At 68.1% G+C, this 26110-nt stretch carries 23 protein-coding genes and 1 tRNA gene; 13 read left to right on the top strand and 11 right to left on the bottom strand.

What is annotated here, in order from left to right:
- Nucleotides 1–10 precede the first annotated feature (10 nt).
- Nucleotides 11–343, top strand: a complete 333-nt coding sequence (gene trxA, locus OHT51_RS21375; RefSeq protein WP_328880530.1) for a thioredoxin — start codon at nucleotides 11–13, stop codon at nucleotides 341–343.
- A 74-nt stretch (nucleotides 344–417) separates the two neighbouring features.
- On the opposite strand, the gene OHT51_RS21370 is transcribed toward trxA, so the two are convergent.
- From OHT51_RS21370 to rpmH, 9 genes are all read right to left on the bottom strand, one after another.
- Nucleotides 418–1035: a GNAT family N-acetyltransferase gene (locus OHT51_RS21370; protein ID WP_328880529.1), complete on the bottom strand. Its 618-nt coding sequence runs from the start codon at nucleotides 1033–1035 to the stop codon at nucleotides 418–420.
- Nucleotides 1036–1355: 320 nt separating this feature from the next.
- On the bottom strand, nucleotides 1356–2450 hold the full coding sequence (locus OHT51_RS21365; protein WP_328880528.1) for a ParB/RepB/Spo0J family partition protein: 1095 nt from the start codon (nucleotides 2448–2450) through the stop codon (nucleotides 1356–1358).
- The gene (locus tag OHT51_RS21360) at nucleotides 2447–3520 is read right to left on the bottom strand and encodes a ParA family protein (RefSeq protein WP_328884391.1); all 1074 of its coding nucleotides are present in this window, start codon (nucleotides 3518–3520) and stop codon (nucleotides 2447–2449) included. Before OHT51_RS21360 ends, OHT51_RS21365 begins: the two co-directional genes overlap by 4 nt.
- 295 nt (nucleotides 3521–3815) lie before the next feature.
- Complete coding sequence (rsmG, locus tag OHT51_RS21355; protein WP_328880527.1) at nucleotides 3816–4532, bottom strand: 16S rRNA (guanine(527)-N(7))-methyltransferase RsmG; 717 nt, start codon at nucleotides 4530–4532, stop codon at nucleotides 3816–3818.
- Nucleotides 4533–4658: 126 nt separating this feature from the next.
- Entirely contained in the window at nucleotides 4659–5171 is a 513-nt protein-coding gene (locus tag OHT51_RS21350; protein ID WP_328880526.1) for a Jag family protein, read from the bottom strand.
- Nucleotides 5172–5186: 15 nt separating this feature from the next.
- Nucleotides 5187–6458, bottom strand: coding sequence for a membrane protein insertase YidC (gene yidC / locus OHT51_RS21345; RefSeq protein ID WP_328880525.1), 1272 nt, complete (start codon nucleotides 6456–6458; stop codon nucleotides 5187–5189).
- A 3-nt stretch (nucleotides 6459–6461) separates the two neighbouring features.
- Nucleotides 6462–6815, bottom strand: a complete 354-nt coding sequence (gene yidD, locus OHT51_RS21340) for a membrane protein insertion efficiency factor YidD (protein ID WP_328426094.1) — start codon at nucleotides 6813–6815, stop codon at nucleotides 6462–6464.
- Entirely contained in the window at nucleotides 6812–7183 is a 372-nt protein-coding gene (rnpA, locus tag OHT51_RS21335; RefSeq protein WP_328426092.1) for a ribonuclease P protein component, read from the bottom strand. The genes yidD and rnpA overlap by 4 nt, the downstream gene beginning before the upstream one ends.
- Nucleotides 7184–7204: 21 nt before the next feature.
- Complete coding sequence (rpmH, locus tag OHT51_RS21330) at nucleotides 7205–7342, bottom strand: 50S ribosomal protein L34 (protein ID WP_005482975.1); 138 nt, start codon at nucleotides 7340–7342, stop codon at nucleotides 7205–7207.
- 383 nt (nucleotides 7343–7725) lie between these two features.
- On the opposite strand from rpmH, the gene dnaA reads away from it, so the two are divergent.
- The 10 genes from dnaA to OHT51_RS21280 all read left to right on the top strand — a co-directional run bounded on the left by dnaA (nucleotide 7726) and on the right by OHT51_RS21280 (nucleotide 21578).
- Complete coding sequence (gene dnaA, locus OHT51_RS21325; RefSeq protein WP_328880524.1) at nucleotides 7726–9624, top strand: chromosomal replication initiator protein DnaA; 1899 nt, start codon at nucleotides 7726–7728, stop codon at nucleotides 9622–9624.
- Between the two features lie 857 nt (nucleotides 9625–10481).
- Nucleotides 10482–11612 (top strand): DNA polymerase III subunit beta, encoded by a 1131-nt coding sequence (dnaN, locus tag OHT51_RS21320; RefSeq protein ID WP_328884390.1) that lies wholly within the window; start codon nucleotides 10482–10484, stop codon nucleotides 11610–11612.
- A gap of 213 nt (nucleotides 11613–11825) precedes the next feature.
- Entirely contained in the window at nucleotides 11826–12701 is an 876-nt protein-coding gene (gene gnd, locus OHT51_RS21315) for a phosphogluconate dehydrogenase (NAD(+)-dependent, decarboxylating) (RefSeq protein ID WP_328880523.1), read from the top strand.
- A 160-nt stretch (nucleotides 12702–12861) separates the two neighbouring features.
- Nucleotides 12862–13983, top strand: coding sequence for a DNA replication/repair protein RecF (gene recF / locus OHT51_RS21310; protein WP_328880522.1), 1122 nt, complete (start codon nucleotides 12862–12864; stop codon nucleotides 13981–13983).
- Nucleotides 13980–14531 carry a DUF721 domain-containing protein gene (locus OHT51_RS21305; RefSeq protein WP_328880521.1) on the top strand — a complete coding sequence of 184 codons (552 nt, stop codon included), beginning with the start codon at nucleotides 13980–13982 and terminating at the stop codon, nucleotides 14529–14531. Before recF ends, OHT51_RS21305 begins: the two co-directional genes overlap by 4 nt.
- A 478-nt stretch (nucleotides 14532–15009) precedes the next feature.
- Complete coding sequence (gene gyrB / locus OHT51_RS21300; protein WP_328880520.1) at nucleotides 15010–17070, top strand: DNA topoisomerase (ATP-hydrolyzing) subunit B; 2061 nt, start codon at nucleotides 15010–15012, stop codon at nucleotides 17068–17070.
- A 42-nt stretch (nucleotides 17071–17112) separates the two neighbouring features.
- Nucleotides 17113–19704: a DNA gyrase subunit A gene (gyrA, locus tag OHT51_RS21295; RefSeq protein WP_328880519.1), complete on the top strand. Its 2592-nt coding sequence runs from the start codon at nucleotides 17113–17115 to the stop codon at nucleotides 19702–19704.
- Nucleotides 19705–19722: 18 nt separating this feature from the next.
- Entirely contained in the window at nucleotides 19723–20532 is an 810-nt protein-coding gene (locus OHT51_RS21290; protein ID WP_328880518.1) for a DUF3566 domain-containing protein, read from the top strand.
- 127 nt (nucleotides 20533–20659) lie between these two features.
- Nucleotides 20660–20736 (top strand) — tRNA-Ile (locus OHT51_RS21285).
- Nucleotides 20737–20834: 98 nt separating this feature from the next.
- A complete protein-coding gene (locus OHT51_RS21280) occupies nucleotides 20835–21578 on the top strand; it encodes an AAA family ATPase (protein WP_328880517.1) in 744 nt (247 codons plus the stop codon).
- A gap of 69 nt (nucleotides 21579–21647) precedes the next feature.
- Here the strand turns inward: OHT51_RS21280 and OHT51_RS21275 are convergent, their stop codons facing one another.
- The gene (locus OHT51_RS21275) at nucleotides 21648–22031 is read right to left on the bottom strand and encodes a DUF6344 domain-containing protein (RefSeq protein ID WP_328880516.1); all 384 of its coding nucleotides are present in this window, start codon (nucleotides 22029–22031) and stop codon (nucleotides 21648–21650) included.
- A gap of 337 nt (nucleotides 22032–22368) precedes the next feature.
- Between OHT51_RS21275 and OHT51_RS21270 the strand changes: the two genes are divergently transcribed.
- Nucleotides 22369–22497 (top strand): DLW-39 family protein, encoded by a 129-nt coding sequence (locus OHT51_RS21270; protein WP_003999697.1) that lies wholly within the window; start codon nucleotides 22369–22371, stop codon nucleotides 22495–22497.
- Nucleotides 22498–22691: 194 nt separating this feature from the next.
- The gene (locus OHT51_RS21265; protein ID WP_443052720.1) at nucleotides 22692–24056 is read left to right on the top strand and encodes a hypothetical protein; all 1365 of its coding nucleotides are present in this window, start codon (nucleotides 22692–22694) and stop codon (nucleotides 24054–24056) included.
- Nucleotides 24057–24238: 182 nt separating this feature from the next.
- On the opposite strand, the gene OHT51_RS21260 is transcribed toward OHT51_RS21265, so the two are convergent.
- Nucleotides 24239–26089, bottom strand: a complete 1851-nt coding sequence (locus tag OHT51_RS21260; protein WP_328880514.1) for a serine/threonine-protein kinase — start codon at nucleotides 26087–26089, stop codon at nucleotides 24239–24241.
- Nucleotides 26090–26110: the final 21 nt, after the last annotated feature.

Raw genomic sequence — 26110 nt, 5'->3', positions numbered from 1 at the left:
GGAGCCCGCCGTGGCCGGCACCCTGAAGAACGTGACCGACGACTCCTTCGAGCAGGACGTCCTCAAGAGCGAGAAGCCCGTCCTGGTGGACTTCTGGGCCGCATGGTGCGGTCCGTGCCGCCAGATCGCGCCGTCCCTCGAGGCCATCGCCGCCGAGCACGGCGACAAGATCGAGATCGTCAAGCTCAACATCGACGAGAACCCGGGTACGGCCGCCAAGTACGGCGTCATGTCCATCCCGACGCTGAACGTCTACCACAACGGCGAGGTCGCCAAGACCATCGTCGGCGCGAAGCCGAAGGCCGCGATCATCCGCGACCTTGAGGACTTCATCGCCGAGTGATGTTTCACGTGAAACACGAATGGGCCAACCCCCTCGGGTTGGCCCATTTGCTTTGAGAGGAGTCAGAGCAGCGGTCAGAGAGGCCGCAGTACGGGTTCCTTCTGCACGGCCCCCAGTAGCCGGTCGATCGCCATCTCCACGTCTTCCTTCCAGGACAGCGTCGTCCGCAGTTCCAGCCGCAGACGTGGAGAGGTGGGGTGCGGGCGCACGGTCTTGAAGCCCACGGCCAGGAGATGATCTGCCGGCAGCACACACGCCGGCTCTTTCCAACGCGCGTCGCCGAAGGCCTCAATGGCCTTGAAGCCCCGTCGCAACAGATCCTTGGCGACTGTCTGGACCATCACTCGGCCCAGCCCCTGCCCCTGGTACCCGGGCATGATGAACGCCGTCATCAACTGCACGGCATCAGGCGACACGGGACTCGTGGGGAACGCAGTCGAGCGCGGGACGTAAGCCGGAGGCGCATAGAGCACGAAGCCCACCGGTACGTCGTCGACGTAGACGACACGACCGCAGGAGCCCCAGTCCAGCAGGACGGCTGAGATCCAGGCTTCCTTCTCCAGAGTCGGAGTACCGGCTCTTACCGCGGCTTCACCGCTGACCGGGTCCAACTCCCAGAAGACACAAGCGCGGCAGCGCTTGGGAAGGTCCGGAAGGTTGTCCAGCGTGAGCGGTACGAGCCGTCGCCCCATGAAGGCTGTTCCTCGCTTCCTTCGCCCGCTGCATCGCGAGCGGCTGTCAGGGCGCTCCGTTCCCTGAGCAGGCTGCCGACGAATCCGCCGACCGCGCCCAGCCCAAGACCCGCGCTCACCAATCCGGTGCGGCTCACCATTCGCATGGACCCCGCCCTCCCCTTAGAGGTCTGCCAGGTGGATGCGCCATACCCGAACGCATCGTATCGACGATGCGATTCCATCGATACCGCCAGAAAGCAAAGTGCGGGCCGTGTTCCGGTACACACCGGACACGGCCCGCATGGGCACGCTGGGTAGGAAGCCAGCCCCGCAGGGCCTCAGACCTCGTCTTCCTCCGCATCGCCTTCCAGAAGACTCTTCTGGAGGGCGAGCTTCTCACCCGGAGCAAACGTGTTGAGGATTCGCTCAAGGTCCTCCGGCGAGGCGAACTCGACAGTGATCTTGCCCTTCTTCTGACCCAGTTCGACCTTCACCCGTGTCTCGAAGCGGTCCGAGAGCCGGGTCGCGAGGTCGGACAGCGCCGGGGAGGGCACGGAGCCGGCCCGCGGCCCCCTGGAGCGCTGGACCTTCTGCGGGCGGGAGCCCATCAGAGTCACGATCTCTTCGACGGACCGGACCGAGAGACCTTCAGCGACCACCCGGTAGGCCAGCCGCTCCTGCTCCTCGGAGTCATCCACAGAGAGAAGCGCCCGCGCATGGCCGGCGGAGAGCACACCGGCCGCCACCCGGTTCTGGACCTTGGGCGAGAGCTTCAACAGACGCAGAGTGTTGGAGACCTGCGGGCGGGAACGGCCGATGCGGTCCGCCAGCTGGTCGTGCGTGCAGTTGAAGTCCTTCAGCAGCTGATCGTAGGCGGCCGCTTCTTCGATCGGGTTCAGCTGAGCACGGTGCAGGTTCTCCAGGAGGGCATCCAGGAGCAGCTTCTCGTCGTCCGTCGCCCGCACGATCGCCGGGATCGCCTCGAGGCCGGCCTCACGGCAGGCCCGCCAGCGACGCTCACCCATGATGAGCTCGTACCGTGCGGGGCCGATCTGCCGTACGACGATCGGCTGGAGGAGGCCGACCTCCTGGATGGAGGTGACGAGTTCCTGCAGTGCGTCCTCGTCGAAGACCTCACGCGGCTGCCGCGGGTTCGGCGTGATCTCGTCGAGGGGGATCTCCGCGAAGTGGGCGCCCATGGGAGACGCGGGGTTCTCCACGGCACCGTTGAGCGAAGGCTCCTCGGTTTCATGTGAAACAGGCGGCAGCGTGGCCACCTTGGCCGCGGCCACGCCACGCTCGCTCAGCACCGGTACAGCAGCCGGGGACGCGGAAGCGCCCCCCATCGCTGCCGGGGGCACCGTCTTCTCCGTCGGTGCAGCAGGGATCAGTGCGCCGAGACCACGACCCAAACCCCTCCGTCGCTCGCTCACTGGATCCCCTCCGCCATGCTCGGGTTGTTCTGGGCGCCGAAGTGGGCATTCGTCGGGTCGTAACTGACGCCAACGCCCTTCAGCGCGATTTCTCTTGCCGCCTCAAGATAGGACAAGGCACCGCTCGATCCTGGATCGTAGGTCAGCACGGTTTGCCCGTAGCTCGGCGCCTCGGAGATACGGACCGAGCGGGGAATGCTCGTCCGCAGCACCTCGTCGCCGAAGTGGCTGCGCACCTCGTCCGCGACCTGGGACGCGAGCCGCGTCCGGCCGTCGTACATGGTGAGCAGGATCGTCGAGACGTGCAGAGCGGGGTTGAGGTGCCCCCGCACCAGGTCGACGTTGCGCAGCAGCTGGCCGAGACCCTCCAGCGCGTAGTACTCGCACTGGATCGGGATCAGGACCTCCTGCCCAGCGACCAGCGCGTTGACCGTCAACAGGCCCAGCGAGGGTGGGCAGTCGATGAGGATGTAGTCCAGCGGCTGCTCGTAAGCCTGGATCGCCCGCTGCAGTCGGCTTTCGCGTGCCACCAAGGAGACCAGCTCGATCTCCGCACCGGCGAGATCGATCGTGGCCGGGGCACAGAAGAGACCCTCGACATCCGGGACCGGCTGGACGACCTCCGACAGCGGCTTGCTCTCGACCAACACGTCATAGATCGAAGGAACTTCGGCGTGATGGTCGATCCCCAGGGCGGTGGAGGCATTGCCCTGCGGGTCGAGATCGATGACCAGCACACGGCCACCATGCAGAGCCAGCGACGCGGCAAGGTTGACGGTCGTCGTCGTCTTGCCTACGCCCCCCTTCTGGTTGGCGACCACCATGACGCGGGTCTGCTCGGGCCGTGGGAGGCCCTCGCCGGCGCGGCCTAGAGCTTCCACTGCCAGTTGGGCAGCACGACCGATGGGAGTGTCGTCCATCGGGGGCGGTGTTTCACGTGAAACATCCTCCCCCATCGACTCGGTACGGGGACCGGGGACCGGATCGGTCATCGGTCCCGCGATGTTGGCGTCGGACCGCAAGGATTCACTCTCCTCGACTTCAGGCTCGCAATGAACAGAGCCTCCCATGTCTTCGGGGTCGTGAACCAGTGAGGCCTGTTGTTCTGTGGAGAAATCCACCTCTGTGGACAACTCCGTGCCCCCCAGGGGGGACGGAGTGTCGTCAGAATCACCTTCTCCGAGAGAGCCGAGGGGCTTTCTGTCTCGAGGTTCGGCAGCGCGGCTGCGGCTGATGATGCCGTGAAGCAGTGAGCGACGTTTCACGTGAAACACGATGCACAGCCGCCGAGGCCGAACTGTCGCGACACTCCGGCATGGGTAGGTTTGCCAGCTTGTGTGGAGTACGTCTCGTCGTCAGGACGGATCAGCGGCGTCGGCGAGCGCGTCCCGTCCTGGCCGCCTTCGCTCGCTTGGCAGCGAAGCGCACACCGCCCGGGCTCTCCCCGACCTCCACCCGGACGACCGTCGACAGGGGATCCACGACGCCCTCACCGACATGCAGGATCGACGTCTCCACGGCGCCGAGCTTGCTCAGGGCGGTCGCAGCGCTCTTCAGCTCTTCCTCGGCGGTGTCGCCCTTGAGGGCGAGCATCTCGCCGTATGGCCGCAGCAGCGGAATGCCCCAGGTCGCCAGGCGGTCCAGCGGTGCCACCGCACGCGCGGTCACCACATGCACCGGCGGCATCTTCCCCATGACCTCCTCGGCACGGCCACGAACCACCGTCACGTGGTCCAGCCCGAGCAGCTCCACGACCTCCGTCAGGAAGTTCGTCCGTCGCAACAGGGGTTCCAGCAACGTGATCTTCAGGTCTTCCCGGACCAGCGCCAGAGGGATGCCGGGCAGGCCCGCGCCCGAGCCGACGTCGCACACCATCACGCCCTCCGGGACGACCTCGGAGAGCACTGCGCAGTTCAGGAGATGCCGCTCCCACAGGCGAGGCACCTCTCGTGGGCCGATCAGGCCGCGCTGCACACCCGCTTCGGCGAGCAGTTCGGCATAGCGGACCGCATCACCGTAGCGATCGCCGAACACCTCACGTGCCTGCTCGGGCACAGGGGGAAGCTCCGCTGCCTCCGTCACGGGGGACCGTCCTTCCGTTCGCGCCGACGCAGAAAGCGCCGGCACCAGAACCACCACAACTATTCAGGCTGACAAAGTTCGGCCCCGCCTGCGCGCAGACGGGGCCGGGGAACGTAGGGGAACCGATCAGGCGGGAAGCACAACGACGAACCGCTGCGGTTCCTCGCCCTCGGACTCGCTGCGCAGGCCCGCGGACTTGACCGCGTCGTGCACGACCTTGCGCTCGAACGGCGACATCGGCTTCAGCTTCACGGGCTCGCCCGAGCTCCTGACCTCGGCGGCGGCCTTGGCACCCAGCTCGGAGAGCTCGGCACGCTTCTGGGCCCGGTAGCCCGCGACGTCCAGCATCAGCCGGCTGCGGTCCCCGGTCTCCCGGTGCACGGCCAGACGCGTGAGCTCCTGCAGTGCCTCCAGCACCTCGCCGTCACGCCCGACCAGCTTCTGCAGGTCTCGGCCGCCCGAGTCGCTGATGATCGATACAGCGGCGCGGTCGGCCTCGACGTCCATGTCGATGTCGCCGTCGAGATCGGCGATGTCGAGCAGACCCTCGAGGTAGTCCGCCGCGATCTCGCCCTCCTGCTCCAGGCGGGACAGGGTGTCTGCACCCTCGGCAGCAGCGGAGGTGGTGCCTTCCGTCACGGGATGGGCTCCTTCTTACTTCTTGGTCGGGGACTTGGGGCGCTGCGGACCGCCCTTGCGCTGCCCGGACTGGGCCTTGCTACGGCCGCCACCGCTGCCGGACTTCTGCGCGGTCTTCTTGGCAACAGCGGGCTTGTCGTCCTCGGGCTCGTCGGACTTCTCCAGCGACGTCGGCTCACCCGCCTGCTTGGCAGCACCGGTCTGACGCTGGGACTTGCTCTGCCGCTTCGGCTGCTGCCGCTTGGGGGCAGCACCGGTGGTCGGCGTACCGTCCTCGGCCACTGTGGCGACAGCGCTCTCGCCCTTCAGCACGGTGCCGTCGGCCTGCGCCGCCAGACCCGCCTTGCTCAGGCCGTTGATGAACTTGCGCTCGAACTCGTTGCGGTCGCGGCCCTTGGCGACGATGGCCTTGACGATGGCGCGCTCACCGCGACCACGGGTCTTGCCGTGCTGCGTGACGTGCTTGGCCAGACGCTCCAGGTACGCGGCCTGAGCCTTGGAACCCGGGGTCGGGTTGTTGCGGATGACGTACATCTGCTGGCCCATGGTCCACACGTTGGTGGTCAGCCAGTAGACGAGGACACCGACCGGGAAGTTGATGCCGAAGACGGCGAACATGACCGGGAAGATGTACATCAGCATCTTCTGCTGCTGCATGAACGGCGTCTTCACCGTGGTGTCGACGTTCTTCGTCATCAGCTGGCGCTGCGTGTAGAACTGCGACGCCGACATCAGGACGATCATGACCGCGGTGACGATACGGACCGTGGTCAGAGTGGCGTCGAGCGCCGCGACGTCCGAGCTGCTGTCGGTGAACTTCGCGGCCAGCGGAGCACCGAAGATGTGCGCCTTCTGCGCGCTCTGCAGCAGGCTCTCGTTGATGACACCAATGGTGTCGTTGTTCGCGATGCTGTTGAGCACGTGGTACAGGGCGAAGAAGAACGGCGACTGCGCCAGGATGGGAAGGCACGAGGAGAGCGGGTTGGTGCCCGTCTCCTTGTACAGCTTCATCATCTCTTCGGACTGACGCTGTTTGTCGTTCTTGTAACGCTCTTGGATCTTCTTCATCTCGGGCTGCAGCGTCTGCATGGCCCGGGTCGCCTTGATCTGCTTCACAAAGAGCGGGATCAGGCAGATACGGATCAGAATCACCAGGGACACGATGGAAAGGCCCCAGGCCCACCCGGTGTCAGGGCCGAAAATGGCGCCGTACACCGTGTGGAACTGGACGATGACCCAGGAGACAGGTGTCGTGATGAAGCTGAAGAAGCTGGCAATCGTGTCCACTAATCATGCTCCTTGGGCATGGGACGGGGTCTCTGCGGCCGGGCTCGAAGGAACATTGTCCTCGGTGGCCGTTTCGGCGGCGGAGGGCCCGCCCTTGCGTGCGCGCCACGCGTTACGCAGCAGCTCGTGCCACCGCGGGCGCTTGCGCGGCGGGACATGGTCCACACCGCCCAGCGACCACGGATTGCACCGCAGGATGCGCCAGGCGGTGAGCGCGGTGCCCTTGATCGCACCGTGCCGGTCGATGGCGGTGTAGCCGTAGTGAGAGCACGACGGGTAGTACTTGCAGACCGGCCCCAGCAGTGGACTGATCGTCCACTGGTACAGCTTGATCAGGGCCAGCAGTGGGTACTTCATCGCGCGCCCCCTCCCAGCAGCCGCTGCAGAGCGGCGTCCAGGTCTTGGGCCAGCTGTGCATGGTCGGCGTCACCCGCACCGGGCAGCGCTCGTACGACTACCAGGCTACCGGGGGGCAGCTGGTCGACTCGGTCGCGCATCAGATGGCGAAGCCTGCGCTTCACCTTGTTCCGCACGACCGCGCCACCCACTGCCTTGCTCACGACGAAACCCGCACGCGTCGGGGGAGCGCTCTCCCCAGGCGCGTGCGGGTCCGTGGCACCGCTACGAAGGTGGACGACGAGAGTCGGGCGTCCAGCCCGGCGTCCTCGTCGTACCGCGGTCGCGAAGTCCTCGCGCCGCCTCAGCCGATGCTCGGTAGGCAGCACGACGTCATGACCTGATCGGGATCAGGCGGACAGGCTGGCGCGACCCTTGCTGCGGCGGTTCGCCAGAATCGCGCGGCCGGCACGGGTGCGCATCCGCAGACGGAAGCCGTGGGTCTTGGCACGACGACGGTTGTTCGGCTGGAAGGTGCGCTTGCTCACTCGGGGGCTCCAGAAATAAATCGGGGTTTGCGGGTGCCGTCTTGGCTGTCACCGTGCGCCCACGAGTAGCTCGCGTTAACGCCCGAGTGCACCGCTTACCGATCACCTTGACGCGATCTGGCCCATCGGAGGCAGGCGGCAGCAGCCATCGACAACTCGACCTGGTTACGGTACGCGCGGCTACGCCATCCGGTCAAACCAGAGGTCATGGGGAGACACTATCCACAGCCTGGGGACAACAACTTGAACCGCACCCGCCGCCCTGACTACCGTGACTGAACTCCGATTCGTTCCCTTGTCCCCTTGATTCGGGCTCCGCCCGGTTTGAATCCCGACCCGTCCCACAATCACACGTTCGTGGGACCCATGAGAGAGCGTGCCCTGTGGCTGACGTACCTGCCGATCTTGCCGCAGTGTGGCCACGAGTACTCGAGCAACTCCTCGGTGAAGGTCGCGGTCAGGGTGTCGAGGTGAAGGACGAGCACTGGATCCGACGCTGCCAGCCGCTCGCGCTGGTCGCCGACACCGCTCTGCTCGCCGTACCGAACGAATTTGCGAAAGGCGTACTGGAGGGCCGCCTGGCCCCCATCGTCAGCGAGACTCTGAGCCGCGAGTGCGGTCGTCCGATCCGCATCGCGATCACCGTCGACGACTCCGCCGGCGAGCCCCCGGCCCCGCCGGCGCTCCCTGCCCCGCCCCAGCCGCGTTACGAGGAGCCCGAACTCCCCCCGTACGAGGGCTACGGCCGCCACCGCGCCGACGACCAGCGACCCGGCGACCAACTGCCCTCCGCGCGCCCGGCCTACCCGAGCGAGTACCAGCGCCCCGAGCCCGGCCCCGGCAGCTGGCCGCGCCCGAGCCAGGACGACTACGGCTGGCAGCAGCAGCGGCTCGGCTTCCCGGAGCGGGACCCGTACGCGTCGCCGCCGCAGGACTCCTACGGCCAGGACTCGTACCAACAGGACTCCTACGGCCCGCCCGCCCAGGACTACCGCCCGCAGCCGATGGAGCGGTCGTCGTACGACGGGCACCGCCCCGACTACGACCAGCCGCGCGCCGACTACGACCGCGACGCCCGGCGCGACCTGGACGCCCGCCGGGGCCTCGACGGCCGCCGCGACCGGCCCGAGCCGCCCTCCGGCTCCGGCCATGTGCACCGCGGCGGCCCCGTCGGCGCGAACCTGCCGACCACCGGCGCCCCCGGACCGCTGGCCGCGCAGCCCGCGCCGGCGCCCGGGCCCGGTGAGCCGACCGCGCGCCTGAACCCGAAGTACCTCTTCGACACGTTCGTCATCGGCGCCTCCAACCGCTTCGCGCACGCGGCCGCGGTCGCCGTCGCCGAGGCACCGGCGAAGGCGTACAACCCCCTCTTCATCTACGGGGAGTCGGGGCTCGGCAAGACGCACCTGCTGCACGCGATCGGGCACTACGCGCGGAGCCTGTACTCCGGCACGCGCGTGCGGTACGTGAGCTCGGAGGAGTTCACCAACGAGTTCATCAACTCCATCCGCGACGGCAAGGGCGACAGCTTCCGCAAGCGCTACCGCGAGATGGACATCCTGCTCGTCGACGACATCCAGTTCCTCGCGGACAAGGAGTCGACGCAGGAGGAGTTCTTCCACACGTTCAACACGCTCCACAACGCCAACAAGCAGATCGTATTGTCCAGCGACCGGCCGCCGAAGCAGCTGGTCACGCTGGAGGACCGGCTGCGGAACCGTTTCGAGTGGGGCCTGATCACCGACGTCCAGCCGCCCGAGCTGGAGACACGTATCGCGATCCTGCGCAAGAAGGCGGTGCAGGAGCAGCTCAACGCCCCGCCGGAGGTCCTGGAGTTCATCGCCTCCCGCATCTCGCGCAACATCCGCGAGCTGGAGGGCGCGCTGATCCGGGTGACGGCGTTCGCCTCGCTCAACAAGCAGCCGGTCGATCTGGGGCTGACGGAGATCGTCCTCAAGGACCTGATCCCGGGCGGTGACGGCGCGACGCCGGAGATCACCTCGACGGCCATCATGAGCGCCACGGCCGACTACTTCGGTCTCACCGTCGAGGACCTGTGCGGCAGCTCCCGGGGCCGCCAGCTGGTCACGGCCCGGCAGATCGCCATGTACCTGTGCCGTGAGCTGACCGACCTGTCGCTGCCGAAGATCGGCGCGCTGTTCGGCGGCCGCGACCACACCACGGTGATGCACGCCGACCGCAAGATCCGCAATCTGATGGCCGAGCGACGCGCCATCTACAACCAGGTCACCGAGCTCACGAACCGCATCAAGAACGGCTGACGGACCCAGCTGCACGCACGAAGGGCGCCCCCGGTGGAAGACACCGGGGGCGCCCTTCGTCATGTCGTGGTTGTCGGCTGTTCGAATACTTGCCGCGTTACGGCCACTCTCCACAGATTCGGTGACTTTCTCCCGTCCACATCCTGGGGACTGGGAAGTTGTCCAGACTGTGTCCACAGAGGCCTCTGTTGAAAGACCATCAAGCCAGGTCAAGTGCCTGTGGATTCGTGGACGAACGATCTCCACAGACTGTGGACAGCGAAACGATCCACAGGCTGTGCATCAAGTTGTCCACCGGCAACCCACAGGCTGGGGCCAGTTGTCCCCAGCGATCCCCAGCTTCTCCACATCACTGTCCACTGTTCGGCAACGCGACGCGCCTTCTCACCGGCGCGAGTGAAAGGCGTCACACGAAGGTGCCGGGTTGGCCTGTGGGAAAGGTGGGTAAAGCTGGGGACGGCGCTGGGGAGAAGTCGCCTCAGGCTGTGCATGGGGTGTGCAGAACTTTCCGTTCTCCACAGATACGCCTGGTTGTCCACTGCCGTCGCCCACAGGGCCCGTGGACAAAATCTTGGCTCTGAGCTGGGAAAACACGGTTATCCACGGTTTCCACAGGCCCTACTACTACTCCCAACTAGAGAGAGCTGGGAATCCGTTTCGAAGTGGGTCCTGTGCACAACTTGCTGTCCGGCTCCCGGCTGCCCCTCGTCACGACTTGACCCCGAGAGGCACCTACTGTCAGTGGGGTGCGTCAGACTGTTCCCGGTGTCCTTCCCCTCACTGGGGCCGACGACACCGAGACAGACGACGAAGCCAGGCAGGCCGAGAAGCGCCGGCAACAGCAGGAGGCGGCAACAGTGAAGATCCGGGTGGAACGCGACGTACTCGCGGAGGCAGTGGCCTGGGCGGCACGCAGCCTCCCGGCCCGTCCGCCGGCGCCTGTCCTCGCAGGCCTCCTCCTCAAGGCCGAGGACGGCCAGCTGAGCCTGTCCAGCTTCGACTACGAGGTCTCCGCGCGGGTGAGCGTCGAGGCCGAGGTCGAGGAGGAGGGCACGGTCCTGGTCTCCGGCCGCCTGCTGGCCGACATCTGCCGCGCTCTCCCCAACCGACCGGTGGAGATTTCCACAGACGGTGTACGGGCGACCGTGGTCTGCGGCTCCTCGCGGTTCACACTCCACACCCTGCCTGTGGAGGAGTACCCGGCGCTGCCGCAGATGCCGACCGCCACCGGCACCGTCCCCGGTGAGGTCTTCGCCTCCGCCGCCGCCCAGGTGGCCATCGCCGCCGGCCGCGACGACACGCTGCCCGTCCTCACCGGTGTGCGCATCGAGATCGAGGGCGACACCGTCACGCTGGCCTCCACCGACCGCTACCGCTTCGCGGTCCGCGAGTTCCTGTGGAAGCCGGAGAACCCGGAGGCGTCCGCGGTCGCCCTGGTGCCCGCAAAGACGCTCCTGGACACCGCCAAGGCGCTCACGAGCGGCGACAGCGTCATCCTGGCTCTGTCCGGCTCGGGCGCCGGCGAGGGCCTGATCGGTTTCGAGGGCGCCGGCCGCCGGACGACGACGCGTCTCCTGGAGGGCGACCTTCCCAAGTACCGCTCGCTGTTCCCGACGGAGTTCAACAGCGTCGCCGTGATCGAGACCGCCCCCTTCGTGGAGGCCGTCAAGCGCGTGGCCCTGGTCGCCGAGCGCAACACCCCGGTGCGGCTCAGCTTCGAGCAGGGCGTGCTCATCCTGGAGGCCGGTTCCAGCGACGACGCACAGGCTGTGGAAAGGGTCGACGCCCAGCTGGAGGGCGACGACGTGTCGATCGCCTTCAACCCGACCTTCCTGCTGGACGGCCTGAGCGCCATCGACTCCCCGGTCGCCCAGCTGTCCTTCACGACGTCCACGAAGCCCGCGCTGCTCAGCGGCAAGCCGGCGCTGGACGCCGAGGCGGACGAGGCCTACAAGTACCTGATCATGCCGGTGCGGCTGAGCGGCTGAGCGGCTGCCGAGGTCGGCGCCGCGGTTGTCCACAGCGTCCCCAGCACCGGTGGATCACGATCACCGGGCCTGGGGACGACCTGTCGGACGAAGCCGCAGGTGAGGGCGTACGTATGAGCGCCTATGCCCACGGATGTGCGCGTGCGTCCGGGTTTAGGCTCGTACGCGGGTACGAAGGTGCCCCACACGCCACAGCAACCTAAGGAACAACTGATGGAGCTCGGTCTCGTCGGCCTCGGCAAGATGGGCGGCAACATGCGCGAGCGGATCCGCCGCGCAGGCCACACCGTCGTCGGATACGACCGCAACCCGGACCTCGCGGATGCCCACAGCCTGGAAGAGCTTGTGGGCAAGCTCCCCGGGCCGCGCGTGATCTGGGTGATGGTCCCGGCAGGTGCCCCGACCCAGTCGACCATCGACGAGCTCGCCGAGCTGCTGGAGCCCGGTGACGTCGTGGTGGACGGCGGGAACTCGCGCTGGACGGACGACGAGCGGCACGCCGAGGAGCTGGCGGCCAAGGGCATCGGATTCGTCGACTGCGGCGTCTCCGGCGGCGTCTGGGGCCTGCAGAACGGCTACGCGCTGATGTACGGCGGCGACGCGGAGAACGTCGCCAAGGTGCAGCCCATATTCGACGCCCTCAAGCCGGAGGGCGACCGCGGCGCCGTACACGCCGGCAAGGTCGGCGCGGGGCACTTCGCGAAGATGGTCCACAACGGGATCGAGTACGCGATGATGCAGGCCTATGCCGAGGGCTGGGAGCTGCTGGAGAAGGTCGACTCCGTGACCGACGTCCGGGAGATCTTCCGCTCCTGGCAGGAGGGCACGGTGATCCGTTCCTGGCTGCTGGACCTCGCGGTGAACGCCCTCGACGAGGACGAGCACCTGGACAAGCTCAGGGGTTATGCACAGGACTCCGGCGAGGGACGCTGGACTGTGGAAGCAGCCATCGACCACGCGGTGCCGCTGCCGGCGATCACCGCGTCGCTGTTCGCGCGGTTCGCGTCCCGCCAGGACGACTCCCCGCAGATGAAGATGATCGCGGCGCTGCGGAACCAGTTCGGCGGCCACGCGGTCGAGACGAAGTGACCGGTGGAGCAGAAGTGACCGTCGGGGCGGAAGTGCCCGGCGGAGACCAGAGAAATTAATCCACACCCTGGGGATGGCACCCTGGCACCCTCAGGAGTGACCCGGTTGTCCACAACTGGGGACAGGCGAACCACATGTTGGGGGAGGTCGGCGAACGACCATGCACGTCACGCATCTGTCGCTGGCCGACTTCCGCTCGTACGCCCGGGTCGAAGTTCCGCTCGACCCGGGTGTCACCGCCTTCGTCGGACCCAACGGCCAGGGCAAGACCAACCTCGTCGAGGCTGTCGGCTATCTCGCCACCCTCGGCAGCCATCGGGTCGCCTCCGACGCCCCCCTCGTGCGCATGGGCGCCGACCGGGCGGTCATCCGGGCGCAGGTGCGGCAGGGCGAGCGGCAGCAGCTGATCGAGCTGGAGCTGAACCCCGGCAAGGCGAACCGGGCCCGGATCAACAGGTCCTCGCAGGTCAGACCCCGTGACGTGCTCGGCATCGTACGGACCGTCCTGTTCGCCCCGGAGGACCTGGCCCTGGTCAAGGGAGACCCCGGCGAGCGGCGCCGTTTTCTCGACGAGCTGATCACCGCCCGCTCCCCGCGCATGGCCGGCGTCCGCTCCGACTACGAGCGGGTCCTCAAGCAGCGCAACACGCTCCTGAAGTCGGCCGCGCTAGCCCGTCGGCACGGTGGCCGTTCCATGGACCTGTCGACCCTCGACGTCTGGGACCAGCATCTCGCCCGCGCGGGCGCCGAGTTGCTCGCCCAGCGCCTGGACCTGATCGCGACGATCCAGCCGCTGGCCGACAAGGCGTACGAGCAACTGGCCCCCGGCGGCGGCCCCATCGCGCTCGACTACAAGCCGTCCGCTCCCGGCGAGGCGCACACGCGCGAGGACCTCTTCGAGCAGCTGATGGCGGCGCTGGAAGAGGCACGCAAGCAGGAGATCGAGCGCGGCGTCACCCTCGTAGGCCCGCATCGGGACGATTTGCTTCTCAAACTCGGTCAGCTGCCCGCCAAGGGATACGCCTCGCACGGCGAGTCCTGGTCCTACGCGCTGGCGCTGCGCCTGGCGTCGTACGACCTGCTGCGGGCGGAGGGCAACGAGCCGGTGCTGGTCCTGGACGACGTGTTCGCCGAGCTGGACAGCCGGCGCCGTGAGCGCCTGGCCGAGCTGGTCGCGCCCGGCGAGCAGGTCCTGGTGACCGCCGCCGTCGACGACGACGTACCGCACGTGCTGGCGGGGGCGCGGTACACGGTGTCCGAGGGGATGGTGGAGCGCGTATGAGCGAGAACCCGTCCGCGAGCGACAACGAGAGCTCCCCCAGGAAGACCCCCGAACCCTCCGGCGTCGACCTCGCGCGCGTGGCGCTCAGGGCGGCCAAGGAGCAGGCACGCGCGCGTGGCGACGCGGCGCAGCAGAAGAAGCAGGCGCGGCGCGGCGGCCTGCGCTCCGGCGCACGGGCAGACGGCCGCGACCCCATGGCGCTCGGCTCCGCCATTAACCGCTTGATCACCGAGCGGGGCTGGGAGGCCCCGGCCGCGGTGGGCGGGGTGATGGGCCGCTGGCCGCAGATCGTCGGCGGGGACGTCGCCAAGCACTGCGTGCCCGAGAAGTACGACGAGGACGAGCGGACCCTGATCGTGCGCTGCGACTCGACGGCCTGGGCGACGAACCTGCGGCTGCTCGCGCCGACGCTGGTCGCCCGCCTCAACGAGGACCTCGGGCATGGCGCGGTGCGGCAGATCAAGGTGCAGGGACCTGGCGGCCCGGCCCGCCGTTACGGTCCGCTGCGCGCTCCTGGCAGTACGGGGCCCGGCGACACCTACGGGTGATCGGACCGGCGGGGCCGCGCGCGAAGAGGCTTCCCGAGCCGCCGTCACAGCCGTCTCCACAGCCCCGTCGGCCACAGGTGACCGACATCACATCAGCAGTCATCGGCGGTCGCGAAGCGCTGCCGGCGACCTCCTCCTCGTGCAACCGCACGCGGTTGCGAATCGCGACCTGACTCCGAAGTAGCCAAGGGTTGACGGCCGGAAGCGCTGAGTGGCTCCGTGAGCCTCTTGGAGACCCCATCCGCATATCGGGAGTCGGCCGAGCCGGGTTCAGGGCGGCACATGCGGACTCAGGTACCGGCAAACCCCCATCACAGTCGGCGCTACCGGTAGACTGGAGCCCAATCCCGCCCCACTCGTGGGGACCGTCCGGGAAAAGCTGAGCAACGCTGATCAAGGCTTACCAACGCAACATGCCGCAGCCGCTCCGGCAACCCGCCGACGAGCCTGGCTCGTGCTGTGCCAGAAAGGGCGCTTCGTGGCCGATTCCGGCAACCCCAACGAGAACATCCCGTCCACCGACGCCGGCGCCAACGGCGCGGTCACCTCGTCGAACGGCGAGGTCACCGCCTCGTACGACGCCAGCGCCATCACCGTCCTCGAGGGTCTGGACGCGGTCCGCAAGCGACCCGGTATGTACATCGGTTCGACCGGCGAGCGCGGCCTGCACCACCTCGTGCAGGAGGTCGTCGACAACTCCGTCGACGAGGCGCTGGCCGGTCACGCGGACACGATCGACGTGACGATCCTGGCCGACGGCGGTGTGCGCGTCGTCGACAACGGCCGAGGCATCCCGGTCGGCATCGTGCCCTCCGAGGGCAAGCCGGCCGTCGAGGTCGTCCTGACGGTCCTGCACGCGGGCGGAAAGTTCGGTGGCGGCGGCTACGCGGTCTCCGGCGGTCTGCACGGCGTGGGCGTCTCCGTCGTGAACGCCCTGTCGACCAAGGTCTCCGTCGAGATCAAGACCGACGGCCACCGCTGGACGCAGGACTACAAGTTGGGCGTCCCGACGGCCCCGCTTGCCCAGCACGAGGAGACGGACGAGCACGGCACCTCGGTCACCTTCTGGGCCGACCCGGACATCTTCGAGACCACTGAGTACTCCTTCGAGACGCTGTCGCGGCGCTTCCAGGAGATGGCGTTCCTCAACAAGGGCCTGCGCATCAACCTCACCGACGAGCGTGAGTCGGCGAAGGCCACCGCCGGTGCGGACGAGGCGGGCGAGGACGAGAAGCACGAGGTCAAGCACGTCTCGTACCACTACGAGGGCGGCATCGTCGACTTCGTGAAGTACCTCAACTCCCGCAAGGGAGAAGTGGTGCACCCCACCGTGATCGACCTGGAGGCCGAGGACAAGGACAAGCACCTGTCCCTCGAGATCGCCATGCAGTGGAACGGTGGCTACACCGAGGGTGTCTACTCCTTCGCCAACATCATCCACACGCACGAGGGCGGCACGCACGAAGAGGGCTTCCGCGCGGCGCTGACCTCGCTGATCAACAAGTACGCGCGTGACAAGAAGCTGCTTCGTGAGAAGGACGACAACCTCACGGGCGACGACATCCGCGAGGGTCTGACCGCGATCATCTCGGTGAAGCTGAGCGAGCCGCAGTTCGAGGGCCAGACGAAGACCAAGCTGGGCAACACCGAGGTGAAGACCTTCGTGCAGAAGGTCGTCTACGAGCACCTCAACGACTGGCTGGACCGCAATCCGGTCGAGGCCGCGGACATCATCCGCAAGGGCATCCAGGCGGCCACCGCGCGCGTGGCGGCCCGCAAGGCCCGTGACCTGACGCGTCGCAAGGGCCTGCTGGAGACCGCGTCCCTGCCGGGCAAGCTCTCCGACTGCCAGTCGAACGACCCCATCAAGTGCGAGATCTTCATCGTCGAGGGTGACTCCGCCGGCGGCTCGGCCAAGTCCGGCCGCAACCCGGAGTACCAGGCGATCCTCCCGATCCGAGGCAAGATCCTCAACGTCGAGAAGGCCCGGATCGACAAGATCCTGCAGAACCAGGAGATCCAGGCGCTGATCTCGGCCTTCGGTACCGGAGTCCACGAGGACTTCGACATCGAGAAGCTGCGCTATCACAAGATCATCCTGATGGCGGACGCCGACGTCGACGGCCAGCACATCAACACCCTGCTGCTGACCTTCCTGTTCCGCTTCATGCGGCCGCTGGTCGAGGCCGGGCACGTGTTCCTGTCCCGTCCCCCGCTGTACAAGATCAAGTGGGGCCGGGACGAGGTCGAGTACGCGTACTCCGACCGTGAGCGCGACGCGCTGCTTGAAATGGGCCGTCAGCGTGGCAAGCGCGTCCGCGAGGACTCGATCCAGCGCTTCAAGGGCCTCGGCGAGATGAACGCCGAGGAACTGCGCATCACGACCATGGACCAGGAGCACCGCGTCCTCGGCCAGGTCACCCTCGACGACGCCGCCCAGGCCGACGACCTGTTCTCGGTCCTCATGGGCGAGGACGTCGAGGCCCGTCGCCAGTTCATCCAGCGCAATGCCAAGGACGTCCGCTTCCTCGACATCTGAGTCGGTCTCAGCTGACCGAACCAGGAAGGATCTTCACCAGCAATGACCGACGAGAACACTCCCGTCACGCCTGAGGACGACGGCCTGGCCCTGCGCGTCGAGCCCGTCGGGCTCGAGACGGAGATGCAGCGTTCGTACCTCGACTACGCGATGTCCGTCATCGTCTCGCGTGCGCTGCCGGACGTCCGGGACGGCCTCAAGCCCGTCCACCGACGCGTCCTGTACGCCATGTACGACGGCGGCTACCGCCCCGAGCGCGGCTTCTACAAGTGCGCGCGCGTGGTCGGCGACGTCATGGGTAACTACCACCCTCACGGCGACTCCTCGATCTACGACGCCCTGGTCCGCCTCGCGCAGCCGTGGTCGATGCGGATGCCGCTGGTGGACTCCAACGGCAACTTCGGCTCTCCGGGCAACGACCCGGCTGCGGCCATGCGCTACACCGAGTGCAAGATGGCGCCGCTGTCGATGGAGATGGTCCGCGACATCGACGAGGAGACCGTCGACTTCACGGACAACTACGACGGCCGCTCCCAGGAGCCGACCGTCCTCCCCGCCCGCTTCCCGAACCTGCTGATCAACGGCTCGGCCGGTATCGCGGTCGGCATGGCGACCAACATCCCGCCGCACAACCTGCGCGAGGTCGCGTCCGGCGCCCAGTGGTACCTGGAGAACCCGGAGGCGTCGCACGAGGAGCTCCTGGACGCTCTCGTCGAGCGCATCAAGGGCCCGGACTTCCCGACCGGCGCCCTCGTGGTCGGCCGCAAGGGCATCGAAGAGGCGTACCGGACCGGCCGCGGCTCGATCACCATGCGCGCGGTCGTCGAGGTCGAGGAGATCCAGAACCGCCAGTGCCTGGTGGTCACGGAACTGCCTTATCAGACCAACCCCGACAATCTCGCCCAGAAGATTGCCGACCTGGTCAAGGACGGCAAGATCGGCGGCATCGCGGACGTCCGGGACGAGACCAGCTCCCGTACCGGTCAGCGTCTCGTCATCGTGCTCAAGAGGGACGCGGTCGCCAAGGTCGTACTCAACAACCTCTACAAGCACACGGACCTGCAGACGAACTTCGGCGCCAACATGCTGGCCCTCGTCGACGGCGTCCCGCGCACGCTCTCCCTGGACGCGTTCATCCGCCACTGGGTGACGCACCAGATCGAGGTCATCGTCCGTCGTACGAAGTTCCGCCTGCGCAAGGCCGAGGAGCGGGCGCACATCCTGCGCGGCCTGCTGAAGGCCCTGGACGCCATCGACGAGGTCATCGCGCTGATCCGGCGCAGCGACACCGTCGACATCGCGCGCACGGGCCTGATGGAGCTCCTGGAGATCGACGAGATCCAGGCCAACGCCATCCTCGAGATGCAGCTGCGCCGACTGGCCGCCCTGGAGCGCCAGAAGATCGTCCAGGAGCACGACGAGCTCCAGGCGAAGATCACCGAGTACAACGCGATCCTGGCCTCGCCGGTCCGCCAGCGCGGCATCGTCAGCGAGGAACTCGCCGCGATCGTCGAGAAGTACGGCGACGACCGCAAGACCATGCTGGTCCCCTACGACGGTGACATGTCCATCGAGGACCTCATCGCCGAAGAGGACATCGTGGTCACCGTCTCGCGCGGCGGCTACGTCAAGCGCACGAAGACGGACGACTACCGGGCGCAGAAGCGCGGCGGCAAGGGCGTACGGGGCACGAAGCTCAAGGAAGACGACATCGTCGACCACTTTTTCGTCTCGACGACCCACCACTGGCTGCTGTTCTTCACCAACAAGGGCCGCGTCTACCGGGCCAAGGCGTACGAGCTCCCCGATGCCGGCCGTGACGCGCGCGGGCAGCACGTCGCGAACCTCCTGGCCTTCCAGCCGGACGAGGCGATCGCCGAGATCCTCGCGATCCGCGACTACGAGGCGGTGCCGTACCTGGTGCTCGCCACGAAGGGGGGTCTGGTGAAGAAGACGCCTCTGAAGGATTACGATTCGCCGCGTTCCGGTGGTGTCATCGCGATCAACCTCCGGGAAACGGCAGACGGTTCCGACGACGAACTGATCGGTGCCGAACTCGTATCGGCCGACGACGATCTGCTTCTGATCAGCAAGAAGGCACAGTCGATCAGGTTCACCGCGACCGACGAGTCACTGCGCCCCATGGGCCGCGCCACCTCGGGTGTCAAGGGCATGAGCTTCCGCGAGGGAGACGAGCTCCTCTCGATGAATGTTGTTCGACCCGGTACGTTCGTGTTCACTGCCACCGACGGCGGGTACGCGAAGCGGACTCCCGTCGACGAGTACCGCGTCCAGGGTCGCGGCGGCCTCGGCATCAAGGCCGCCAAGATCGTCGAGGATCGCGGCTCGCTCGTCGGTGCGCTGGTGGTCGAGGAGGCCGACGAGATCCTCGCCATCACGCTGGGCGGCGGTGTGATTCGTACGCGAGTCAGCGGGGTCAGGGAGACGGGCCGTGACACCATGGGCGTCCAACTGATCAACCTGGGCAAGCGCGATGCCGTCGTCGGTATCGCACGTAACGCCGAGGCGGGACGCGAGGCGGAGGAGGTCGACGGCGACATCGTCGTCGACGACATCGCCGAAGGTGCCGCGACCACCGGCACGGACGAGGGTGAAACGCCCTCGGCCGAGTAGCACGAGGAGAGAGTCATCGTGAGCGGAGCCACGGGCGCCGGATCGTCCGGTACCTCGACCGGTTCTACGGCCGGTTCGGATACGGGCGGCGGCCGTGGCTCCGCCGCGCCTGCGAACGACCCGCACACCACCCAGCTGAAGGCGATCAAGTCGCCCGCGAAGGGCTCGCCCTCGCCCGACGCACCTGGAACCCAGGGGGGACCTGTGACGGACAGCCGAGGCTCGCAGACCCAGCAGCAGTACGCGGCGGGCGCGGGCTCGGCTGCTCCGGGCGCTCAGCCCCAGCCGCAGCCCTCCAGGGCGCAGCAGGCGGCCTCCGCGCCGTCCCCGTCGCCGCTGCCCGGGGAACGCCAGCCGCAGCAGTCCGCCGGGCCCTACCACCCGCCGCAGGCCTACCAGACGCCCGCTCCGGAGAGCGCGGTACGCCGGCCGCGCACCGGGGCCCGTACGACGCCCCGCACCCGCAAGGCGCGCCTGCGCGTGGCCAAGGCCGACCCGTGGTCGGTGATGAAGGTCAGCTTCCTGCTCTCCATCGCGCTGGGCATCTGCACGATCGTCGCGTCCGCGGTGCTCTGGATGGTCATGGACGCGATGGGCGTCTTCTCGACGGTCGGCGGCACCATCTCCGAGGCCACCGGCTCGAACGAGTCGAACGGCTTCGACCTGCAGGCCTTCCTGTCGCTGCCGCACGTCCTGATGTTCACGTCGATCATCGCGGTCATCGACGTCGTCCTCGCGACGGCGCTGGCGACCCTCGGCGCGTTCATCTACAACCTCTCCGCCGGATTCGTGGGCGGCGTCGAGCTGACGCTCGCGGAGGACGAGTGACCGTTGCCGCCCGAGGGCGGCTTCAAACGTCTCCTGACGGTCCCCCGACAACCGATTTTGGGACTGCCCACGTCGTGCGCTAATCTTCAGGAGTCAGCGCGCGGGACACACTCCCGCAGAGCGCGGCGGGGCTATAGCTCAGTTGGTTAGAGCGCATCCCTGATAAGGATGAGGCCACAGGTTCAAATCCTGTTAGCCCCACCAGCGAAAAGACCCCCAGCCAGTCCGGTTGGGGGTCTTTGTCGTCGTCGGCGGACAATCGGGCGCGCCCGATTGTCAGTGCCGGATGAGAGCCTGGCTGCATGATCGTCGAACGGGCATACGCGCATGTTGCCGAGGGCGAGCTGAGGGAAGGCGGCCAGTGGCCCTGGTCGGTGCCCTGCGTGCGGCAGCTGCTGGAGGGCGGCCTGAAGTTCACCGCACCGGTCACCTTCCTGGTGGGGGAGAACGGCTCGGGCAAGTCGACCCTCGTCGAGGCGCTGGCGGAGGGCTTCGGCCTGGACTCCTGGGGCGGGTCCGCGGGATACAAGTACGCGAGCTGGCGTGAGCCGTCGGCGCTGGGCAGCCGGATACGGTTCGAGGCGACGCCTGCCGGTCGGCGCATGCTCCAGGGGCCTCGTACGCGCCGCAGGGGCTTTTTCCTGCGGGCGGAGACGGCGCTGGACGCGCTGGACCGGGAGCAGAAGACGGGAAGGCTGTCCGGGGCCGCGGACGAGATGAGCCACGGCGAGGGCTTTCTGATGGCCTTCCGCGAGCGGTTTCAGGAGCCGGGGCTGTACGTCATGGACGAGCCCGAGGCTGCGCTGTCCTTCGCTTCTTGTCTTCAACTCGTGGGTCTGCTGCATGAACTGGGGCGTTCCGGCGCACAGATCATCTGCGCGACGCACTCACCTGTGCTGACGGCGCTGCCTGGCGCCGAGATCATCGAGGTGGGTGACCACGGAATGCGTCCCGCCGGCTGGCGGGATCTGGAGCTCGTCGACCACTGGCGGCGCTATCTCAACGATCCATGGGCCTATCTCCGGCACATCGTCGATGAGGGGTGAGCACGCCGTGGCGCTTACGCGGTGGTGCAGATTGGGACAGGGGGTGACGGCTCAGGTTGGGCCGTCGGTTCAACGCTGGTGTGGCACGAGGGGTTGTGCCGGGGAGCCGGCGTGGACGCACTCCCGGGGGGCCGAGGGTGGGCCTGCCGCTTCCGCTTCGGTTTCTGTGAGCGGTCGGTGCCGGCAGCTGGGGGTCTTGCCGTGGGCCTCGGCCCGGATGCGTTGCTTCATCGTGGGGGGCAGTGCTCTGGCGTAGGACCAGGCCCAGTTTGGCATCGCAGGCACTGTCAGCTCCGCGCTGCGGTCACTGTCGTCGCTGCCGCTCTTGCGTGACGTCTCGGTGTGCGGTACGGCCGCGGCGGAGGTCGACGTGACGAATCCGAGCGCCGTGCAGAGCGCCAGGAAGGCGGTGACGATGGCGGTCCACAGGTTCATGACCTTGTTCCTGGTCATGGCCCCTCACTTTCGGGTTGGGCGATTTGCGTACTTTCCTCATGATGTGTATGGGGGCCGAGAAGTCATGGACCGACGCCCATGACGCGTCGATCTTCAGATGAACACCACTCGAATGGGCGCAAGAGATGGGAAGAGCGCTGAAAGTCGGAGGAACGGGAGTGAAGTCACCGTCTGTTGGGATGTGATCACCCTCCGATCGGAGCGACGTGATCCGCTTCTACTGCGCTGTTTCGGAGGGCAGTTGAGCCCTGACGCAGGTCACCGATCGGTATCGGTCGGTGTGTATAGTCGGGCGCCAGAGGTCCCCTACGTCAAGGAAAGACGAGGTCGCGCGGTGAAGAAGCTTCTCCTGGTCGCACTGGCCGCCATCGGCGGGCTCCTCGTGTACCGCCAGATCCAGGCGGATCGCGCCGAGCAGGATCTGTGGACGGAGGCGACTGACTCCGTGCCCACGGGTTCGTGAGCCACCACTTCGGAATCTGAACAGACCCCGGCCGCCGTTGCGGTCGGGGTTTTGTGTGCTCGGGTTGCGGGAGTGGCCGGGAGGCCTTAGAGCCGGGCGTTTCGGACAGCCGTACGGATTGCGGGGGTGCCGAGCGGCCGGGCTGGGCAGGATGGGCGAGTCCATGGTCCGGCGGCGGCGAGGGGTGGCGCGTGATGAGGCGGCGGCGTACGGCGTGGTGGCGCCGCGCGGGGGTGCGGCGGGATGCGGGGGTGCGGCGCGTTGCGAGAACGCGGCGCGATCACTCGTCGGCACGCGCGCGTGTGACCGTCGTAGGGGCCCTGCTGCTGTGTACGACTGCCGCACTGCCGGGCGGGGCCGCTCTCGCGGCCGGCACGCCCAGCCCGTACGCCTTCGCGCCGGACGCCCGGTCCGTCGCGGGCGCGACAGGCACTGCGGATGCCGCACGCCTCACACCCGGAGCGACGTACAAGAGCTCCCTGCCGAGCGACGGGAAGCTCTACTACCGCCTCGACCTCGACGCCACCTCTGACACCTACGTCTCCGCGACCGCGATCCCCGCCGTCGGCAGCACCGTCTCCGCGAACGACGGCATCAGGGTCTCCATGCAGGACGCCGACGGCGGCTCCTGCTCCTTCGACTCCGAGCGCTTCGGCACCGTCCACAGCCCACGGCCCCTCGCGGCGTGGGCGGCACGTGAGATCTCCGCCAACCGTCCTCGTTGCGAGACCGCGGGCACCTACTACGTGGTCGTCGAGCGCGTCGGTACGGCGAGTTCCGCGCCGGACCCCTGGGACCTGGAGCTCTTCACCGCCTCCGAGCCGTCCCTGGAGCAGTCCGGCGCGACGAGTGCCCCTGAGGCGTGGGACTCCGCCTCACCCGCCCCGCTCACCGGCGAGGGTGTGCGCCGCGAGGGCGGCTCCGGCTTCGCCTCGGCGGCGTCCGTCGGTGAGGGGGTCTGGAGCGCCGACATCGAGCCCGGCCGGACGTTCTTCTACAAGGTGCCGCTGACCTGGGGACGCCAGCTGTACGCCACTGCCGAACTGGGCAGCTCGGCCGGCGGCGGCACCGCGGTCGGTGCCCTCAACCTCTCGCTCTACAACCCGGCACGCGGCCTCGTCGACGACACGAACACCAACTACGACGGCAGTCAGAAGGCCGCCGAGATCGATCCCCTGCCGCCGGTCGCGTACGAGAACCGGTACGCCGTGCCCAAGCGGCTCAACGGCATGCGGTTCGCCGGCTCCTACTACCTCGTGGTGCACCTCGCCGCCGAGGTGGCCGAGAAGTACGGCGACGAGCCGCTCCCGCTGACGCTGCGGGTGCGGGTGGGGGGTTCGGCGGAGTCAGGTCCCGGCTATGCAGGGGAGTCCGAGCCGCCCGGCCTCTTTCAGGTCGGGGCAGGCGACCCGGAGGCCGCTGCGGAAAGCGGGGCCGCGGGCGACGGTGACGCTGCGATGGCCGTGCTCGCGGTGAGCGGGATCGGGGCGGGGACGGTGGTGCTGGGGGTGCTGGGGGTGTGGATGGTGGTGGCTCGGAGGAGGGTCGGGGCTCTGTAGGGGCGGGGGCCCGTCGGACGGGTGCGCGGGGCGGGCTTGTAGGTTCGCTGCCTATTGGGTGGGTCTAGGGCGTGTGAAGCCCAGTGGGGCCGGGGGACGGTCGGCGTCCTTTGGTGCCTCAGCCGCCTCAGCCGCCTCAGCCGCCTCAGCCGCCTCAGCCGCTCTCAGCGGCCTGAGCAGCCTCAGACGCGCGTCAGCGCCCAGAAACCCACGGCGTAACAGGCCAGAGCCAGCAGCAGGAGCGGGATCGCCACCTTGGCAGGCGGACCGGGGCGGCGCGCGATGCCGTGGGCTGCACGGCGGCCGGCGCGGTGGCCGCCACGGCGGTGCGGCTGCGGAACTGGGGGCGCCGAAGGTGGAACCTGCGGGCTCTGAGCGGTGTACGAAGCAGTAGAGGCATCGACGCGTTGGGGTTGCACCGGCGTCGGGGGCTGAGACGGGTACTGCGGTGTGTGCGGGTGGGGGGAGGACAGGACATGGGTGGTGTCGTAGGGGGAGACGTGGGGCGCGTGATGCTGCGCCCCGTGTGGTGCTTGGCCGCTCTCTCGCCGGCCGCGGGCCTGGCCGGACTCCTCCTGTCCCTGACTCAGGCTCTGGCCCTGACCCTGTGCCTGACCGTGGCCCTGTGCCGGGTGCGGCTGTGGCGGGGGCGTGTGAGTCCGGAGCGAGGAGGACGTGGCCTGAGGGGGTGGCAGGTGGAAGCTACCGGTGTCCGACATGGTGAGGCGCCCGTCCTGCCTGTCCCTGTCTCCGTCGCTCCAGTCGCTGGGCTGCGATGGGGTGGACGGCTGCTGGGCGCCCGGGAAGGCGGCCGACGATTGGGGGCCCAGGTGGGGGGCGGCGTGCGGTGCGGGCCGGGCCTGGGACGGTGTGACGTCCGAAGCGGAGGCCGAAGTCGAGGCGGAAGCCGAAGCCGAAGGTGGGGTCGGTCCCGCCACGCCTTGGCGCGGATCGCTCCGGGCGGCGCCCAATCCGGTGCCGGTACCGGTGCCAGTGGCTGCGTATCCGGTGCCGCTCGCCATCGACCCGGTGCCGGAAGGCGCGGACACGGAGCCGGTGTTCGCGGTCCCTGCAGAGCCCGGGGTCGCGTCCGCGCCGACCTGGAGCGGGCTCCCCGTGCTCCCCGTGCTCTCCTCGACGCCAGGTGCCCGTTTGAACGGCCCGTCCGGACCGAACCCCGGTGGCAGCGGCCCGATTTGGTCGAAGATCTCGATGAGCTCGTCGTCAGGGCCGGGCTCCGGCAGCAGTTCGGCGGCCGAGGCGAGGGCCTTGCGCGCCCCTGTTGCCGTGCGGAACCGCGCGTGCGGATCCGGCTGCAGCAGCGAGGCCACGACCTGCCACAGCGGTTCGGGAATGCCCTTGGGCGCACCGGGAGTTCCATGCGCGGTGAAGTACTGGACGAGCGCCTTGACGTCAGGCTTGGCGCCCTCCAGTAGATACAGGGCGACCAGCCCTACGGCGAACAGGTCGGCGGGGAAGTCCGGTTCCGAGCCCATGAGTTGCTCGGGCGCGAGATAACCGGGAGTCCCCACCACAAGGTTGGTCTCGGTCAGGCGTGGCTCACCGAGACGCATGGCGATACCGAAGTCGGACAGACGCAGGCGCGGGCGGGCGGTGCCGGTTGCTTCGAGGAGCAGGTTGGCGGGCTTGATGTCGCGGTGGACGACGCCCTCCGCGTGCACCGCGGCCAGCCCCGCGAGGAGCTGGTCCAGGAGTGTGCAGACGAAGGGGGGCGGCAAGGGGCCGTAGTCCCCGATGAGATGGACCAGCGAACCGCCGGCCACCAGGTCCATGGTGAACAGGACCTTGTCGTCGTCGGCAGCCCAGCTGGCGGGCGCGAGCACATGGGGGTGATCGATCCGGAGGGCCTGTTCGCGGACGAACCGCAGCAGCGAGTGCGCGTCGCTCTGCTGCAGCACCTTGGCGGCCACATACCGGCGGCGGCGGTGGTCCCAGGCACGCCAGACGGCGCCGACGCCTCCGCGTCCGATCGGGTCGACCAGTTCGTACCGGCCGGCGAAGACCTCACCCATGGCTGTGCGTCGCTCCTCCCC

The organism is Streptomyces sp. NBC_00299 (genome assembly GCF_036173045.1).
GTDB lineage: Bacteria > Actinomycetota > Actinomycetes > Streptomycetales > Streptomycetaceae > Streptomyces > Streptomyces machairae.
Note: the sequence above shows the minus strand (reverse complement) of the source record. Positions and strands in the feature narration are given on the sequence as shown.